Source organism: Salsuginibacillus halophilus, from assembly GCF_003014715.1.
GTDB lineage: Bacteria > Bacillota > Bacilli > Bacillales > Marinococcaceae > Salsuginibacillus > Salsuginibacillus halophilus.
Window position 1 is genome coordinate 68,623 of record NZ_PYAV01000003.1, and the last position, 18,630, is coordinate 87,252.

Below are 18,630 nucleotides of genomic sequence, written 5' to 3' on the forward strand. Positions count from 1 at the left end.
GGGGAGACTGATGTCAACGGCCGAAGGTAAATATAACATTAAAGCCGTCTCTCATATGCTTGGGATTCCACCTGGGACGTTAAGGGCGTGGGAGCGGCGTTACGATATTATTGATCCAGTAAGAAACGATGCTGGACACCGTTTATATTCAGATGAGCACGTCGCAATTTTACGCTGGCTTGCTGATAAAGTGAATCGGGGTTTTACAATTGGTCAAGCTGTTGATTTGTTAGAAGCAGATAACATTTCATATGTTTCTGAAGTCCAGCAAAGTCCTGAAGATCAAACAGCCCGAATAGCAGACGATCTGCTTTTTGCACTGCTTCATTTTCAAGAAGATGAAGCTCAAAAATGTTTAAATCAAGCCTTTAGTTTATTTACTGTAGATAAAGTGATTACCGAAATTCTCGGTGCTGTTATGGTTAATGTCGGGGCGCTTTGGGAAGAAGGGAAAATCACGATCGCTCATGAACATTTTGCTTCATACTTTTTACACGTTAAACTTGGTACAATGCTGCAGGCGCAAATTCCGCAGCCGTATTTGCCAAAAGTTATGGCGGTGTGTGCCCCGGGTGAAGAACATGAACTTGGTCTGCTCATGTTTTCGATCTTTTTAAAGCAGAAAGGGATGCAGATCATTTATCTCGGGCAGGGGGTTCCGCCTAGCGATGTTGCATCTGCTGTAAAAGAAGCCGGGGTTGATGTTGTGCTAACCACCTGTACGATGCAGGGAAATATCCGACGTATGGAGAAGATGATCGAAGAAATAGAGCAGAAAAACCCTAATGTTACATTTGCAATCGGAGGATATGGCTTAAATCAGCAAGCAACTGTAAGCAGCCGGTTGGCTCCCTTCGTAATTGGACGAACGAAAGAAGAATGGGAGCGCTGGGTTAATGATTTATTGAAAGTTCATTTAAAAAAGAAGTAAGCCTTTTTGCTTCACGACAGCATCCGCTGTTGAATATATTGTGATATGAGAATTTGTAAGGTTTGAATCAGGGGGTTGTGGAGAAAGGAGGCAGTTGATGCGTTTAGAGCAGATCAGCTCAGATCAAGTGAAGGTGTTTTTAACTTTCGATGATTTAAAAGAGCGTGGATTAAAAAAAGAGGATTTATGGTTTGATCGGCCGAACGTTCATGAACTGTTTCGAGACATGGTGCTCGAAGCGGAACAGCTCGGGTTTCAAGCGGACCGCTCTTTGTCGGTAGAAGTTTATGCACTGCCGGCTCAAGGTATGGTGGTTCATATTTCAAAGGCACCAGTTGAAGATGCCGATGAAGATTATATCGAAATGGATATTATGGTTGATGAACGGCACGATATTATGTTTCAATTTGAAACATTTGAAGATGTGCTCGGGGCTTGTCAAAGTCTTTATCCCATTGGAATCCGCGGTGGGAGGTTGTATTCTAAAGATCAAATGTTTTATTTATACTTTCCAAAACGTCTTGAAATCCCGGTCGCACTTGATCGTTTTATCGCCTTAACGTCTGAATATGGAGAAGCATCGCCTGTTTCACCTGTTCTGTTAAAAGAACATGGCAAGCAGTTGATGCAGGAATATGCTGTGCACCAGCTGTATACCACGTTTTTTTAAAGCCGTATAGGGCATTCAAACAGCAGGACTTTCGCACGCGCGGCGAAGGTCTTTTTTTGCCTTAAACTGTTAAAAAGATTGTGACTTTAAAACATCTTGTCCCTTTTTCAAACATGTGTGTAGAAAAAGTGAACACTTTTCTTTATAGTAGGTGATGATAAGGGATCAATTACACGTACCAAGGCGTCAGCTGCTCTTACGATGAAGCAGTAAAAACGTAAGATTTTGAACGAGGTGAATGAAACCAATGGCTGAAGAGGAAGCAAAGGAACAAACGGAAAATATGGATTTGTTAGTTTCCACACAAACCGTTGTCGGCGATGCTTTAAATAAACTAGGCTATCCAGAAGAAGTTTATGAATTATTAAAAGAGCCGGTACGCTTATTCACGGTTCGTATTCCGGTGCGTATGGACGACGGCTCTACAAAAGTGTTTACCGGTTACCGTGCACAGCACAATGATGCTGTCGGTCCAACGAAAGGCGGCGTACGCTTCCACCCGGATGTAACTGAAAATGAAGTGAAAGCGTTAAGTATTTGGATGACGTTAAAAGCTGGTATTGTTGATCTGCCATACGGCGGCGGCAAAGGTGGGATTGTGTGCGACCCCCGCCATATGTCTTTTCGTGAGCTCGAAGGCTTAAGCCGCGGCTACGTACGGGCGATCAGTCAAGTGGTCGGGCCGACAAAAGATATCCCGGCACCTGACGTGTTCACAAACTCACAAATTATGGCCTGGATGGTTGATGAGTACAGCCGCATCCGCGAGTTTGATTCGCCTGGCTTTATTACAGGTAAACCGATTGTCCTCGGTGGCTCACATGGTCGCGAGGCAGCAACTGCTAAAGGGGTAACCATCTGCATCCGCGAAGCGGCGAAAAAGAAAGGTTGGAATCTTGCTGGTACGCGTATTGCGATTCAAGGTTTTGGGAATGCCGGCAGTTTTCTAGCTAAATTTTTGCATGATGCTGGTGCGAAAATTGTAGGAATCGCTGATGCGCACGGCGCACTTTACGATGAGGACGGCCTCGATATTGACTATTTACTCGACCGCCGTGACAGCTTCGGTATGGTTACGAACTTATTTAGTGATCGGATTAGCAATCAAAAGCTGCTCGAAGTAGACTGTGACATTCTTGTGCCGGCTGCGATTGAAAATCAAATTACTGAAGCAAATGCTGAACAGGTGAAAGCAGGAATCGTTGTGGAAGCAGCAAACGGTCCAACAACATTAAAAGCAACAAAAATTCTTGACGAGCGCGGCGTGTTGCTTGTACCAGATGTACTTGCTAGTGCCGGCGGCGTCACGGTTTCTTATTTTGAATGGGTGCAGAATAATCAAGGTTTTTACTGGACTGAAGAGGAAGTCGAACAAAAGCTTGAGCATGTGATGGTTCAAGCGTTTGATAACATTTACCGACTCGCTCACGGCCGAAAAGTCAATATGCGTCTTGCTTCGTATATGATTGGTGTACGTAAAACTGCAGAAGCTTCGCGGTTCCGCGGTTGGTTGTAACCCTTAATAAAGGAGGGAGAAAAGTGACGCAAAAGCAAATTGTAATTATTGGAGCCGGCCCGTGCGGCTTGTCAGCGGCAATTGCTTGTCAACAAGCCGGGCTTGATCCTGTCATCATTGAAAAAGAAAATGTGGTTTCTGCGATTTACCGTTATCCGACACACCAAACCTTTTTCAGCTCAAGTGACAATTTAGAAATTGGTAGCGTCGCTTTTCCGACTGTTGAACGAAAACCCCGTCGAAGTGAAGCGCTTGCTTATTACCGAGAAGTGGCTGTTCGTTATCAACTTTCCATTCAGACGTACGAACGCGTTACGGCCGTGTTAAAAAAACAAGACGGTCGCTTCGCGGTACATACATCAAAAAAGTCAGGTGAAAACAAGGCGTATGATGCTGATTTTGTGATTTTTGCTACAGGTTACTACGACAATCCAAACAAAACCGACATTCCTGGCGAAGAACAAGATCATGTGTTTCATTATTTTCACGAAGCACATCCATTTTTTCAAGAAAAAGTAACAATTGTCGGCGGGAAAAACTCGGCAGTTGATGCAGCTTTAGAACTTGAAAAAGCTGGTGCTGAAGTTACCGTATTGTACCGGGGTGAACAACTACCTGATGATGTGAAGCCGTGGATCGCACCTGAATTTTTGTCGCTCGCTCGTAAAGGAAAGATCAATCTTGTGTATGATGCTCACGTAACGGAGATAAAAAAAGACGTAGTAAGTTATATAACAGGCGGTAAGGCGCACGAAGCCCCAAGCGATTTTGTATTTTTAATGACGGGATATCGCCCTGATCATGCGTTGTTAACAGCATCTGGCGTGGAGATAGATGAAACCACCGGTCGTCCGCAGTTTGCACCGGATTCGATGGAAACAAACGTCAAAAACTTATTTATTGCTGGTGTGATTGCAGCTGGTAATGATGCAAACGAAATATTTATTGAAAACGGACGGCATCACGGCCCGCTGATTGCTGAGGTTATCGCCGGACGCGCAGGAGGGAATCTATGAAACGCGTTGCTGTAATTACAACAGGTGGAACGATTGCAAGTGATACAAAAGGTAGTTCCGGCAGGCTTGACTCAGGTGTGATTCAAGGAAATGAACTATTGCGTCTGCTTAATATACAACAAGAAGATATTACACTGGATGTTTATGAAGTGTTTCAGCTCCCGAGTCTTCATATGACATCTGATCACTTGTTTCAATTAAAACAGAAAGTAGAAGTGCTCCTGCGCGAAGATATTGATGGTGTGGTTATTACGCACGGTACAGATTCGCTTGAAGAGACTGCCTATTTTTTAAATTTAACGATTCATGATGAGCGCCCAGTCATCGTTACAGGTGCTCAACGCGCGCCTAAAGCGATTGGAACAGATGCATATGCCAATATGAAGCAGTCCATTCAACTTGCGGTTGATCCGAGTTCCGATAACCTAGGTGTTGTTGTCGTATTTAACGAACGCATTTATCACTCAAAGTATGTTAAAAAAGTTCACGCATCCAATGTGCAGGGTTTTGATTCCTTCGGCTACGGTTATTTAGGTATTATGGATAATGAGCGGCCTTATATTTTTCAAAAGCCGGTACGTGAAGATATTTTTGAACTGATTTCAGAAGCTCCGCCAAAAGTTGCGATTTATAAATCTTACCTCGGTGCTGAAGAAGATTTGTTCAGTGAGGCATTGTTTACCGCTTACGATGGTCTTGTGCTCGAAGGGGCCGGTCGAGGGCAGATTGCTGTTGGATTTGTGCCGGTTGTTAAGCGGCTGCTTGCTGAAGGTGTGCCAGTCGTATTAACAACCAATGCTGAAGAAGGGCAGGTACACCCGACGTATGATTATGAAGGTAGTGCCTATGATCTGCTTCAAGCTGGGGCTGTACTAGGTCGGGATTATGATGCGAAAAAAGCACGGTTAAAATTGCTGGTTTATTTAGCTTCGCGAAAAGAAAAAGCACTCCGTGCGGTGTTTGATGAACGGTGAACCCTTTTGTTTTACACAAAGCATAGGATTTGGTAATATTAATTACTCAATCAAGAAATAATTTTATATATGAAGTGTTTCTTTTATGGTTCGCCCTTCGCTAAGTTTTTGCAAGCTGATCATTTGGCCAGAGCAAAGGAGTGAGACGATGGCTACAGAAACACGCTACCGCGTAACGATTCGTTGTGGACAGTGCGGTGAAAAGTACATTCTCCGCGGCCGCCAAAAAGCAGACGGTGAATACGAAACAGGATTCAAACGTTGTGTCTGCGGTAATGAGACGGATCTGCACATCGAGGCGACCCCTGAATAAATTAGGGGCGCCCCTTGCGTTTTTTCGACACATAAGGTATGGTATGAAAATCAAAACAAGATACGTCATTCTTATCAAGAGAGATGGAGGGATCGGCCCGATGAAATCTCAGCAACCAGCTGCATAGCAGTCAGGTGCTAATTCCCCCGGTGAGCCGGAAGATAAGAAGAACGAGCGACCACGCAAGCAGACGTGAAGCCTTCTTCTTATATTAGAAGAAGGCTTTTTAAATACATTTTGTTACGTTAAGGTGATGAGAGCAACTGTGATAAAACATTCAGCAGGCTTTTTGTCTTGTGCTTGGCTTGTTAAATACTTAATTGTAGGAAAGTTCACAACTATATAATAAAGTGCATCCGGATTTTAAAGCTTTGCGAGCAGTCAAAAACATGAAATGCCGATGGAAAGGATGAACACAACATGACAAATTACCGTGTAGAAACGGCACTAGCACAAATCGGAAACCGAAGCGACAAAACAACAGGTACGGTGAACCCTCCAATTTATATGTCAACGGCGTACCGTCATGAAGGCGTTGGGCAGTCTACAGGTTACGATTATTCTCGTACAGGCAACCCGACGCGAGAAATTTTAGAACAGGCAATTGCCGACCTTGAAGGCGGAGATCAAGGTTATGCTTTAAGTTCTGGAATGGCAGCCATTCAAACGGTGATGGCTCTATTTCATTACGGGGATGAGATTTTAGCATCTAGTGATCTGTATGGTGGTACGTATCGTTTGTTTGAAGAAGGTTGGCGCAACTGGGGTGTGACATTTAATTATGGTGATCCACGTGATATTCATGCGTTTTCTAGTGAAATTACAGAACGTACAAAGGCCTTGTTCATTGAAACGCCGACAAACCCACTCATGCAGGAAGCTGATATCCCGGCACTTGCTGAACTGGCAAAAAAACATAACCTTTTATTCATTGTTGATAACACATTTTACACACCGGTCATTCAACAACCGCTTTTAGACGGTGCTGATATTGTGATTCACAGTGCTTCAAAATATCTTGGCGGTCATAACGATGTTGTCGGCGGGTTAATTGCGGCAAAAGGAAGCAGCATCTGTGAGCGGCTTGCTAGTTTCCATAACGGCATGGGCGCAGTGCTCAGCCCGATGGATTCATGGCTTGTCGTCCGGGGGATGAAAACCCTTGCTTTACGCATGCGCCAGCACGAGGCAAATGCAAAAGCAGCAGCTGATTTTCTTGAAAAACATGAGCTGATCCAGGATGTGTTGTACGCAGGGCGCGGTGGCATGCTTTCATTCCGCGTTACTGATGAACAACTTGTGGACCCACTTTTACAGCATCTGCAGCTGATTACATTTGCAGAAAGTCTCGGCGGGGTGGAAAGTTTAATGACGTATCCAGCAACACAAACGCATGCAGATATGCCTGAAGAAGTACGGGTACGTAACGGTGTTTGTAATAAACTGCTTAGAATGTCGGTTGGTGTGGAAGCCGCAGAAGACATTACAGCAGATTTAAATCATGCATTGCAAGCAGCAAAAGATAAGTTGAGTTTGAGCTAAGCATAAGAAGGAGCGAAGAGCCATGAAATCTTTAAAAGAAGCATTAAATGAGCAGGTACTTGTCGGAGACGGAGCAATGGGCACCCTGCTATACGAACGAGGTTGTGAAGGGAGTTTTGAAGCCTTAAATGTGAACCGGCCGCTCGATGTACAAGCTGTGCACGAAGCTTATGTTGAAGCTGGTGCCGATGTGCTGCAGACGAATACGTATGCAGCAAACCGGGTGAAACTTGAAAAGCATGGTTTAGAAGATGAAGTGAAATCAATGAACCGCCAAGGCGTTAAAATTGCCAAAACGGCTGCTGACGGACAAGCGTATGTCCTTGGTACAATTGGTGGCATTTACGGGTTGTCGCGAGCGGATGTAAGTGAGGTTGAAGTCGAACAAGCTCATCGTGAACAAGTCAATGTGCTTTTAAATGAAGGTGTAGACGGTCTCTTGCTAGAGACATTTTATGACTTAAAAGAAGCAGAAAACGTGGTTAAGGCTGTGCGCGAGCAGTCTGAGCTTCCGGTGATTGCACAAGTGTCACTTGGAGATGTCGGTGTGATGAAAGGTGGACTTCCGCTTGAAGATGCGTTAAAGCGGCTCGAAGCTGCCGGGGCGGACGTTGTCGGGGTAAACTGCCGTATGGGCCCATATCATATTCTCCGCTCGTTTGAAACACTTCCAATTTTACAAAATGCGCATTTTTCAGCTTACCCGAATGCCAGCCTGCCGGATTACGAAGACGGCCGGTTTGTGTACCAGTCAAATCCATCATACTTTTACGAACGTGCTTTAGATTTTCATAAACAAGGTGTGCGCTTAATCGGCGGCTGCTGCGGCACCCGGCCGGAGCATGTGAAAGCGATAAGTGATGCAGTAAAAGGTGCTACGCCTGTGACCGAAAAGTCTGTCGTACCGACAGTTCCAGAGCCGGCAGGGACTTCTGCGGTTTCGACTGCAGAATCACTTCCTGAAAAAGTGAAACGAGAACCAACTGTGATCGTTGAACTTGACCCGCCGAAAAAGCCTGCATCCTTAAATAAGTTCCTTCGTGGAGCTGAAGCACTTCATCAAGCTGGAGCGGATGCAGTCACGCTTGCAGATAATTCTTTAGCAACGCCGCGCGTCGATAATTTAGCCGTTGGCAGCATGATTCAAAAAGAAACGAACGCACGGCCACTTCTGCATGTCGCCTGCCGCGACCGGAACTTGATCGGGCAGCAGTCTCACCTTTTAGGGCTGCATGCGCTAGGGGTGCAGGACGTACTGGCTGTGACTGGCGACCCGACAAAAGTCGGTGATTTTCCAGGCGCTGCCTCGGTTTATGATTTAACAAGCTTTGACTTAATTTCAATGATGAAAGAGATGAATGAAGGTCGCTCGTATTCAGGCAAGTCTTTAGGTGAGAAGACGAACTTCACTATTGCTGCGGCATTTAATCCGAACGTCCGCGGGCTTGAGCGTGCAGTTACCCGGCTTGAGAAGAAAATTGAAGCAGGAGCTGACTACTTCATGACCCAGCCGGTGTATCAGAAAGAAAAGTTTGCAGACATTTATGAGGCAACCAAACATTTATCAACACCATTCTTTATGGGGATTATGCCGCTTGTTAACAGCCGCAATGCGGAGTTTTTGCATAACGAAGTTCCCGGGATTAAGTTAACGGATGAAGTGCGCGAACAAATGGCTGCCTGCGGTGAAGATCGTGAAAAAAGCGCAGAAACGGGGCTGCAGTTAGCAAAGGATTTAATCGATGAAGCTTTAAAATATTTTAACGGCGTGTATTTAATCACACCGTTTCTCCGTTATGAACTAACTGAAGAACTAACGCGCTATATTAAAGAAACACAAGCCGGTCGAAAGGATGTCACTTCATGAGCGAACACGTATTTCAAACGGAGCTGAACAAACGAATCCTCGTCTTAGATGGGGCAATGGGTACGATGCTGCAAAACGCAGACCTCTCACCTGAAGACTTCGGCGGTGAAGCATATGACGGGTGTAATGAATATTTAAATGAAGTATCACCTCAAGTTGTGTCGAAAATCCATTACGATTATTTGGCAGCGGGTGCAGATATTATTGAAACAAACACATTCGGTGCCACGCCAATTGTTTTAAGTGACTACGATTTGCAGCATTTAGCCTATGAACTGAATGTGAAAGCAGCAGAACTGGCTAAAGCAGAAACGGATAAGTTCAGTACGGATAACCATCCACGGTTTGTTGCCGGTGCGATGGGTCCGACGACGAAATCTTTATCGGTTACCGGCGGTGCCACGTTTGAAGAGCTTGCTGACGGGTATGAAGTGCAGGCGCTCGGCTTGATGGATGGCGGGGCAGATATACTTCTCCTTGAGACAAGTCAAGATATGCGTAACGTCAAAGCTGCTTATATTGGGATCGATCGTGCTTTTCGAAAACGTGGATATGAACTGCCGATGATGATCTCCGGCACAATTGAGCCGATGGGTACAACGTTAGCCGGGCAGACGATTGAATCGTTTTATATCTCCCTTGAACATATGAATCCAACAGTTGTCGGTTTAAACTGTGCCACAGGTCCGGAGTTTATGCGGGATCACTTGCGTTCGCTTTCTGATCTTGCTACGTCGTTTGTCCACTGTTACCCAAACGCAGGCTTGCCGGATGAGGAAGGGCATTATCATGAGTCGCCGGCCTCCCTTGGTAAAAAGCTTGAAACGTTCGCTGAAAACGGCTGGCTCAATGTGATTGGAGGCTGCTGCGGCACAACGCCTGAACACGTTGAAGTCATGAAGGATGTAGCGTCACGTTATGCACCTCGTGAACGTTCCGAAGGAGCAGGCCACACGGTTTCCGGCATCGAGCCGCTCATTTATGAAGAGGACATGGCACCGATCTTTGTCGGGGAGCGTACAAATGTGATTGGCTCGCGTAAGTTTAAACGGTTAATCACCGAAGAAAAGTACGAGGAAGCTTCAGAAATCGCCCGTGCGCAAGTGAAAAAAGGAGCGAACGTGATCGATATCTGTCTGGCTGATCCGGACCGTGATGAGTACGAGGATATGGAGAAGTTTTTGAGTTATGTTGTTAATAAAGTGAAAGTGCCTCTCATGATTGACTCGACCGATGCAGATGTTTTAAAGATGGCACTCACGTATTCTCAAGGTAAAGCCATCGTTAACTCGATCAACCTTGAAGATGGTGAAGAACGCTTCGAAGCACTTGCGCCGATTTTACGCGATTACGGAGCGGCAGTTGTTGTCGGCACGATTGATGAAGAGGGTATGGCTGTTACTAGGGAGCGGAAGCTTGAAATTGCAAAGCGCTCGTATGATTTACTTGTTCATAAGTACGGGCTTCAAGGAAGCGACATTATTTTTGATCCGCTCGTCTTTCCTGTCGGCACAGGAGATGAAGCCTATATCGGTTCAGCAGAAGAGACAATTGAAGGTATCCGCTTAATTAAAGAAGCACTGCCTGAATGTACGACCATTCTCGGCGTGAGTAACGTCTCTTTCGGTCTTCCGCCGGTCGGACGTGAAGTGTTAAATGCGGCTTATATGTATTACTGTACAAATGCAGGCTTAGACTATGCGATTGTTAATACTGAGAAGCTTGAGCGTTACGCAAGCATACCGGATGAAGAAAAAGAGCTCGCGCGCAAGCTGCTGTATGAAACAAGCGAAGCGACGCTTGCTGAATTCACAGCCTTTTACCGTGGTAAAAAGGCAGAGAAAAAAACGGTGGAAACCAATCTTCCCCTTGAAGACAGGCTCGGTGAATATGTCGTAGAGGGAACAAAAGAGGGACTGGAAAAAGATATTGAAGAAGCGCTCGCAAGTTACGATGAGCCGCTTTCAATTATAAATGGGCCGCTCATGAACGGGATGGATCGGGTCGGCCAGCTGTTTAATGACAACGAATTAATCGTGGCTGAAGTGCTGCAGAGTGCAGAAGTAATGAAAGCAGCCGTGGCTCAATTAGAGCCGCACATGGAAGCAAAAGAGGACGACAGCGGTAAAGGTAAGATCTTACTAGCTACAGTGAAAGGTGATGTTCACGATATTGGGAAAAACTTAGTGGATATCATTTTATCCAACAATGGCTTTAAAATTGTGAACTTAGGCATCAAAGTTACTTCAAACGAGTTAATTGAAGCCATTGACCGTGAACAACCGGATGCGGTTGGTCTTTCCGGTCTGCTCGTGAAATCTGCTCAGCAAATGGTGCTCACAGCCCAGGATTTAAAAAACCAAGACATTTCTATTCCGGTACTTGTCGGTGGTGCTGCTTTAACGCGGCGCTTCACAAATGAAAAAATCGCAAAAGAATATGAAGGGCTCGTACTTTACGCAAAAGATGCGATGAACGGTTTAGAGATTGCCAACCGGCTTGCGGAACCGACAGAACGTGAGAAGCTTATTGAAGAAACGAACGAAAAGCTAGAAGCCTCAAAAAGTGCCACCCCTGCGCTTGCAGCACCTGCGAAAGATGAAGTTCTGCCGCGTTCAGATATCCGCCAAGACGTTACAGTGCACAAGCCGCGGGATACAAAGCCACACATTTTAAGAAACTACAGCATCGCTCACATTGAGCCTTACATCAACTTGCAGATGTTGTTAGGTAAGCACCTAGGCTTACAAGGCAAAGTAAGCCGGCTGTTACATCAAGAAGATGAAAAAGCGCTCAAGTTAAAAGATGAAGTTGATGCGCTGCTTCGCCGTATTAAAGCTGAAGGGATTATGCAGGCCCACGGCAAATATCAATTCTTTCCGGCGCAGGCCGACGGCAATGATATTTTAGTGTATGCTGATGCGTCAGGCGAAAAGGTGCTCGAGCGTTTCAGTTTTCCGCGCCAGCCTGAGCCGCCGCATTTGTGTCTCGCTGACTTTTTAAGAAGCCGTGAGTCCGGCGAGATGGATTATGTTGGCTTTCTATCTGTTACAGCCGGCCAAGGCGTCAGGGAATTAGCAGAAAAGGCAAAAGAAGAGGGCGATTATTTATTCAGCCATCTTGTGCAGGCATCAGCATTAGAAATTGCAGAAGGCTTTGCTGAACACGTCCACCAGATGATGCGTGACGCCTGGGAAATTCCAGATTCGCCTGATATGACGATGGAACAACGATTCTCGGCAAAGTATCAAGGCATTCGCGTGTCGTTTGGTTATCCGGCGTGCCCAAATTTAGAGGATCAGGAGAAGCTTTTCCGTCTGCTTGAACCAGAAGAGATCGGCGTCCGCTTAACGGATGAATATATGATGGAACCTGAAGCTTCAGTTTCAGCCATGGTATTTGCCCACCCTGAGGCCCGTTACTTTAACGTTGGAGCCGCTCGTTAACATCAGTTGCATACAGCTTTAAAAACTTCAGCAAACGAATTTTGAGAAGAGGCTGTCTCGTAAGATATGGTTTAAATGATAGGCACAAGAAATTACACGCTTTCACTAATGGCACAAGTGCGACATCGACTCAATCAGCGCTTACGCTTGGTTTCGCCGTGTCTGCTTTGCCGCCCCGCCGGATGGCGTATCAGCTTACACGTGAAAAACCTGCTCAATGCGGGGGATTCAGCTGCCCGTTTTCCTGCAGGAGTATCGTATATTTCCTGTGCCTTTTTCTTAAATCGAATGTTTGTAAACCTTTTGAGACAGCCGCGGGAAAGCGTCCGTTTGAAGTGAAGTTCACGTTTATGGTTCAGCGGCCCACGGCGGTTGGAGCAGTAAGTTGTAAGTTAATGTTAAGTTTCGTACTTTGTCGGCGCCCTGCCTCCCTCCCATGAAATGACATGGGAGGTTTTTTGTATAAATGTAAGCTTTTGCTTCAAACTACAAACAGCTGTAAGCACGAAAAAGCTGTAAAGGAGGCCCTTGTATGCAACAGATGCTGCAAACAACCGTCCGGTTGATCATCATCTGCAGTGGTGTCATTTGTCTCAGCTTTCCGGCAGCGACAGTTGATGCTTTTTCCGAGCAGACGATTCAACGAGGGGCAACCGGAGACGACGTTGTGGAACTGCAAGCACGGCTGCAGTATAACGGGTATTACGAAGGTACAATTGATGGGGTGTATGGCTGGGGGACGTACTGGGCAGTTCGCAATTTCCAAGAAGCATTTGGACTTGAAGTTGACGGACTGGTTGGAAATGAGATGAAAGATCGTTTAGTTGAAGCTACTTCTTATGATGAAGCTTTCGTACAGCGGATGCTTCAAGAAGGTCGCTCATTTACGCATTACGGAGGGACGCCGCTTGAAAACCAAAAAGGTCCGGCCCCTGATACAGGAAGTGGCGGAACAGGAGAATCCGCGCCGCCTGCAGAAGGTGACCAGTCCCCCCCTGAAGGTGAGGGAGACGAAGGAGAACCCCCTGACACCGGCGGGAATGAAGCAGCAGACGAAGAAGTGACAGAGGAAGACGGGGAAGCGGACATCCATCAAGCAATGAATGTTCCTGATGGATTTTCGGATAATGATATTCAAATGCTTGCTAATGCCGTGCATGGTGAAGCACGCGGTGAGCCGTATACCGGGCAGGTGGCTGTTGCAGCCGTTATTATCAACCGGATGAACAGCGATGAATTCCCTGATACTGTAAACGGCGTTGTTTTTGAACCGCTGGCGTTTGAGGCGGTTATGGATGGTCAAATCTGGCTTGAGCCGAATGAAGAATCACGCCAGGCTGTTCTTGACGCGATTAACGGCCAAGACCCAACCGGTGGAGCACTTTACTTTTTTAACCCTGAAACAGCGGAGTCCGACTGGATCTGGTCGCGTCCGCAAATTAAACAAATCGGCAAGCACATTTTTGCTGAATAACGGAGGTGGGATTTGTGGGAAAGAACGCAGCCATCGGCGTGCTTGCTGTACTGCTTGCATTTGCAGGCGTATGGCTGTACCAAACGCATGAAGCGAAAGAAAGTTTTGCCCTGCAGCAAGAAAACAGTTATCAAAGAGCCTTTCATGATTTTGTGTACCATATTGATCAATTAGAAGGTGAGCTTGGGGCGGCCCTTGCGAAAAACGGCGCAGAATCACGCTCTGGTTCTTTAGCAGAAGTGTGGCGTCTATCTCAACAGGCACATGCAGAAGTGGGCCAGCTTCCTAAAGGGGCACTCCCACTTCAAGAAACAGACCGGTTTTTAAATGAACTTGGATCTTTCAGTTATGAAAGCGCCATTCAAAGCCGCGAAGATGGGCCAATGGAATCGGAAGAGGAACAAGCACTTGAAAACTTTTATGCACAAGCAGGAGAATTAAAAGAAGGTATGCGGCACCTGCAAGCTGAAGCGATGCAGCAGGAAATTAGCTGGGTGGATGTTGAAGCGCAGGCTGTAAACGGGGGACCGGAGGCAGAAAGTCCGCTTATGGTTAACTTCGAACGGGTTAATCACGACGTGAAAGGTTTTTCAGAAAATGAAGGCGCAGCTTCTGGTCCGTTTGGAAGTAATGAAGAAGATGCACTTGCTGATGTGTTAGATGGAAAAGAAGAGATATCTCAAAATGAAGCAAAACAAAAAGCTTTAAATTTTCTCGATATCAATGACCGTGCTGAAGTAACCATCGAATCACTCGGCGATGGCGCAGCTTATCCTGGTTATCAACTTGAAATCCAAGATCCGGAAAGTTCAAGTGTTTACATGATGGATGTCACAAAGCAAGGCGGTCTGCCGCTTTGGTTTATGCGTGAAAAAGCATCTGGTGCACACGAGGAAACGATAAGTCTTTACGAGGCTTCAGAAAAAGCAGCAGCGTTTATAGATGAACGCGTTGAAAAAGAGATAGCACTTGTGGATAGTAAACAGTACAACCATACAGGAGCGTTTCAATTTGTCCCTGTGATCGACGGGGTGCGTATGTATCCGTTTGATCTACTTGTAGAAGTGTCGCTTGCAGACGGTAAAGTGAATGGATACCAAGCCATCGAGTTTTTAGCCCATGAAGATGCGTCTTTTGAAACTGAACCTGAAATTTCAGAGGAAGAAGCAGCTGAAGGCATGCATAAAGATATTGATGTTCAAGAAAGCCATATTGCTGTTGTAGAAGACAAGCAGGACGAGCTCGTGTTAACGTACGAATTTATTGGAACTAAAGGAGATGACAGCTTCCGTATATTTATGAACGCTGAAACCGGGGCTGAAGAGCGCGTCGATAAGCTCCCTGAAGCCGAGCCAGTTTACGGTGCTTCAGCAAATTAAATGACAAAAAAGAAGAGGCAAAAGGCTTCTTCTTTTTTGTTTAACATGTGATAATTGTATTGTGGAAGTTTAAGCTCGCGACTTGAGTCGTGAGCGCACAAGTTAAAAAATAACAAGCATTGAAATAACGCATAGGAAACGGTGAATTGTCATAGTTAAAGGGGAGAGTTAAATGATTGAGATTGGGGATACGCTGTATTTAGAAATGGAAGTTGGAGAAGCTTTAAAAACCTGGAATGTGAAAACAGGAGAAAAGCTAGCGTCATCATATGTTCGTTTTTATGCCCGTTTGGTGGATCATACAGATGAGCATTTTGTCATCGAACAACCGACCCGTGAAGATACAAAAGAAACCGGCTATTTCTTTGAAGGGACAGGGGTAAGAGCGTGGTTTATCGGAAAAGACCAAGCTGTGTACACTTTTGATACTGAAATTCAAGGGAAGGCAAATACGAGTGTCCAAGCACTGCTTTTACATGATCCAGGACGCAAAAAATATGCACGTATACAGCGCCGCAATTATGTCCGGGTGTTTACTGAAGTCAATGCAGCACTGCATCCACTTGCTCAAGAGGCAGAGCCATTCGCGACAAAAACCATTGATTTAAGCGGCGGAGGCGCCGCGCTTTACATTCCACCTAAGCAGCCGGTTGCAACAGAGGGGGAGATGATCCTCTGGCTTGTTATTCATATGGAAAACGGTCAGGTCGAATACATTCGAGCTGTAGCCCGGATTGTACGGGTTACCCCTCTTGGTGAAGGGCGGGAGGACCGAAAGCTGTCAGTCAAATTTATCGATATCAGTTCTAAGAAACAAGAACGGGTCATCGAATATTGTTTAGAAAAACAGATGGCTTCTAAACGTGTAAAATCCGGCCGGCGCTAATACCGCCTCGTTTGTTTTTCGGAGCTTGCTGTGATAATCTGAATTTATAGTATGCTACATAGGTTAAAAAGCAAGAGGTGGATGCATGGACAAAGTAAATATTGCAATCGATGGTCCAGCAGGGGCCGGAAAAAGTACAGTCGCAAGGCAGCTTGCCGGTAGGCTATCCTACCTTTATGTGGATACAGGGGCAATGTACCGGGCTTTAACATGGAAAGCCCTGCAGGAAGACCTTCCGCTACACGATGAAGAGCAGTTAACTCAGCTGCTTGAACGTATCAAGCTTGAACTTGGTGGAAATGAAGAAGCACCCCGCGTTTATGTTAATGACGCGGAAGTGACAGAAGGTGTGCGTACTCCAGAAGTGACAGCAGCCGTTTCAGAAGTTTCTGCTCACGAAGCAGTCCGGCGTATGATGGCAGAAAAGCAGCGGATGCTTGCTGCCAACCGGCGAGCGGTTCTCGACGGGCGCGATATTGGATCGCACGTTCTGCCGGATGCAGAATTGAAAGTTTTCTTAACGGCTTCTGTTGATGAGCGGGCGAAACGCCGTCACGAAGAAAATGTGGAAAAAGGAATTTCTTCAGATTTTGAGGAAATCAAGCAGGCGATCAGCCGGCGGGACGAACAAGATGCCAACAGGACTATCGCGCCGCTTGTGAAAGCTCGCGATGCATATGAAATTGATACAACAAATCAACAGGTTGAAGACGTTGTTGCTGAAATTGAGTCACTTCTCCGCCAGTTAGGGGAGACCCCCTGATGAATATATATAAATTTGGTCAATTTGTTTGCAGGGTGTTTTTCAAAACGTTTTTCCGGGTAACTGTTGTTAGTAAGCACAACGTGCCGGAGAGCGGTCCGGTGCTGCTTTGTTCAAATCACATCAGCAACCTTGACCCGCCGCTTGTTGGTGCTTTTCTTCCGAGGCATATGGCGTTTCTTGCAAAAGGTGAACTTTTTTCTTTCAAGCCGTTTGGTGTGCTGCTTCACGCCCTCGGTGCTGTACCCATTAAACGTGGCGGCGGAGACCGCCAGGCGCTGAAGGCAGGCTTAGGGGTTTTGAAAGAAAACCAAGGACTTGTCATGTTTCCGGAAGGTACACGCAGTAAAACCGGAGAGCTCGGCGAAGGTTTGGCCGGAGCCGGTTTTTTCGCGACACGCAGCGATGCTACGGTTGTTCCTTGTGCCGTTGTCGGCAAATATCGGCCGTTTGCAAAAATTAAAGTCATTTACGGCCGGCCGATTCCAATGGATGACCTTCGCGAAGGCAAAAGTTCTTCAAGCGAAGCGACAGAGCGAATTATGGCCCACATTGCACATGTGAAAGCAAACGGAGACACACCGTACATTGAAGAGCGTGAATAATTCTAATTCTCACCGAATTAGAATTAAATAAATAACAGTTTTGTTCCTTATAGGGCAGTGACGAAGAAGGAGGCAGTTGTCAATGGTAGATGAAATGAACAATGAAATTAACGAAATGCAGGAGCTTGCTGTCGGAAGCTTAGTAAGTGCTAAGGTGACAAAAGTCGAAGATAAGCAGGCTTATGTGGACGCAGGGTATAAAGTTGATGGGGTTGTGCCAATCAGCGAATTGTCCAGCCTGCATGTTGAAAAAGTTGAAGATGTCCTTGCTGAAGGTGACGAAATTGAACTGAAAGTGACAAAAGTCGAAGACGATGAACTCGTTTTATCCCGCCGCGAAGCAATTGCAGAGCACGCTTGGGATGAGTTGAAAGCTAAATATGACGCGGGTGAAATTCTCGAGTCTGAAGTTGCTGAAGTCGTTAAAGGCGGTCTTGTTGTTGACCTTGGTGTACGCGGTTTCATTCCGGCTTCGCTTGTTGAGCGTCATTACGTAGAAGACTTCAGCGATTACCAGGGCCGCACCCTGCGCTTGAAAATTGTTGAACTCGATCCGAGCGATAACAAGTTGATTCTTTCCCAGCGTGCAGTGCTTGATGCAGAAGCTGATGCTGAAAAGAAAAAACTGCTTGAAACGTTGAATATCGGCGATGATGTTGAAGGTACTGTACAGCGCTTAACAGACTTTGGTGCTTTCGTTGATATCGGCGGTGTAGATGGACTCGTTCACATTTCCCAGATGGCGCATCACCGTGTAGAGACACCAGGTGAAGTCGTAAATGAAGGTGACTCTGTAAATGTTCGCATTCTTGCAGTAGACCCTGATAATGAGCGCGTGTCGTTGTCGATTAAGGATACTGTACCTGGACCTTGGACAACGATTGAAGGGCAAATTGAACCTGGTGACATTATTGACGGTAAAGTGAAGCGCCTCGTCAGCTTTGGTGCTTTCGTAGAGCTTGCGCCAGGAGTTGAAGGGCTCGTTCACATTTCTCAAATTGCAAACCGTCATATCGGTACACCGGATGAAGTACTTGAAGAAGGTCAGGCTGTCAGCGCCAAAGTGCTGGACATTAACCCTTCAGAGCAGCGTATTTCTTTAAGCATCCGCGAGCTTGAAGATGAGCAAACACCAGATCCGAAAGTTCAACAAGAATATGAATCGCCTGAAGAAGATCATAACACCTTCTCTATGGGTGACTTGATCGGCGATCAGTTGAAAAAATACCGGGATTAAGGAGTTTGCCA

General features: G+C 46.0%; 15 protein-coding genes and 1 riboswitch. All 15 genes read left to right on the forward strand.

Going from position 1 to position 18,630, the window contains the following annotated elements:
• Positions 1 to 10 precede the first annotated feature (10 nt).
• On the forward strand, positions 11 to 931 hold the full coding sequence (locus B0H94_RS03155; RefSeq protein ID WP_106587795.1) for a MerR family transcriptional regulator: 921 nt from the start codon (positions 11 to 13) through the stop codon (positions 929 to 931).
• A 97-nt stretch (positions 932 to 1,028) separates the two neighbouring features.
• Positions 1,029 to 1,601, forward strand: coding sequence for an adaptor protein MecA (locus B0H94_RS03160; RefSeq protein WP_106587796.1), 573 nt, complete (start codon positions 1,029 to 1,031; stop codon positions 1,599 to 1,601).
• A gap of 247 nt (positions 1,602 to 1,848) precedes the next feature.
• Entirely contained in the window at positions 1,849 to 3,117 is a 1,269-nt protein-coding gene (locus B0H94_RS03165; RefSeq protein WP_146139904.1) for a Glu/Leu/Phe/Val family dehydrogenase, read from the forward strand.
• Between the two features lie 23 nt (positions 3,118 to 3,140).
• Positions 3,141 to 4,133, forward strand: coding sequence for a YpdA family putative bacillithiol disulfide reductase (locus tag B0H94_RS03170; RefSeq protein WP_106587798.1), 993 nt, complete (start codon positions 3,141 to 3,143; stop codon positions 4,131 to 4,133).
• The gene (locus tag B0H94_RS03175) at positions 4,130 to 5,107 is read left to right on the forward strand and encodes an asparaginase (RefSeq protein ID WP_106587799.1); all 978 of its coding nucleotides are present in this window, start codon (positions 4,130 to 4,132) and stop codon (positions 5,105 to 5,107) included. Before B0H94_RS03170 ends, B0H94_RS03175 begins: the two co-directional genes overlap by 4 nt.
• Before the next feature lie 148 nt (positions 5,108 to 5,255).
• Positions 5,256 to 5,420, forward strand: a complete 165-nt coding sequence (locus tag B0H94_RS15085) for a hypothetical protein (protein ID WP_181315231.1) — start codon at positions 5,256 to 5,258, stop codon at positions 5,418 to 5,420.
• 68 nt (positions 5,421 to 5,488) lie between these two features.
• A riboswitch (SAM riboswitch) is annotated at positions 5,489 to 5,588 on the forward strand.
• 252 nt (positions 5,589 to 5,840) lie between these two features.
• On the forward strand, positions 5,841 to 6,962 hold the full coding sequence (locus B0H94_RS03180; protein WP_106587800.1) for a methionine biosynthesis PLP-dependent protein: 1,122 nt from the start codon (positions 5,841 to 5,843) through the stop codon (positions 6,960 to 6,962).
• Positions 6,963 to 6,984: 22 nt separating this feature from the next.
• The gene (locus B0H94_RS03185; RefSeq protein WP_106587801.1) at positions 6,985 to 8,829 is read left to right on the forward strand and encodes a bifunctional homocysteine S-methyltransferase/methylenetetrahydrofolate reductase; all 1,845 of its coding nucleotides are present in this window, start codon (positions 6,985 to 6,987) and stop codon (positions 8,827 to 8,829) included.
• Positions 8,826 to 12,275 (forward strand): methionine synthase, encoded by a 3,450-nt coding sequence (gene metH, locus B0H94_RS03190; RefSeq protein ID WP_106587802.1) that lies wholly within the window; start codon positions 8,826 to 8,828, stop codon positions 12,273 to 12,275. Before B0H94_RS03185 ends, metH begins: the two co-directional genes overlap by 4 nt.
• Positions 12,276 to 12,807: 532 nt before the next feature.
• The gene (gene sleB / locus B0H94_RS03195) at positions 12,808 to 13,749 is read left to right on the forward strand and encodes a spore cortex-lytic enzyme (protein WP_427909925.1); all 942 of its coding nucleotides are present in this window, start codon (positions 12,808 to 12,810) and stop codon (positions 13,747 to 13,749) included.
• Between the two features lie 14 nt (positions 13,750 to 13,763).
• Positions 13,764 to 15,128, forward strand: a complete 1,365-nt coding sequence (ypeB, locus tag B0H94_RS03200; protein ID WP_181315232.1) for a germination protein YpeB — start codon at positions 13,764 to 13,766, stop codon at positions 15,126 to 15,128.
• Between the two features lie 172 nt (positions 15,129 to 15,300).
• Positions 15,301 to 16,014 carry a flagellar brake protein gene (locus tag B0H94_RS03205; RefSeq protein ID WP_106587804.1) on the forward strand — a complete coding sequence of 238 codons (714 nt, stop codon included), beginning with the start codon at positions 15,301 to 15,303 and terminating at the stop codon, positions 16,012 to 16,014.
• Positions 16,015 to 16,099: 85 nt separating this feature from the next.
• Positions 16,100 to 16,777, forward strand: a complete 678-nt coding sequence (cmk, locus tag B0H94_RS03210) for a (d)CMP kinase (protein WP_106587805.1) — start codon at positions 16,100 to 16,102, stop codon at positions 16,775 to 16,777.
• Complete coding sequence (locus B0H94_RS03215) at positions 16,777 to 17,382, forward strand: lysophospholipid acyltransferase family protein (RefSeq protein WP_106587806.1); 606 nt, start codon at positions 16,777 to 16,779, stop codon at positions 17,380 to 17,382. The genes cmk and B0H94_RS03215 overlap by 1 nt, the downstream gene beginning before the upstream one ends.
• An 82-nt stretch (positions 17,383 to 17,464) precedes the next feature.
• Complete coding sequence (rpsA, locus tag B0H94_RS03220) at positions 17,465 to 18,619, forward strand: 30S ribosomal protein S1 (RefSeq protein WP_106587807.1); 1,155 nt, start codon at positions 17,465 to 17,467, stop codon at positions 18,617 to 18,619.
• Positions 18,620 to 18,630 lie beyond the last annotated feature (11 nt).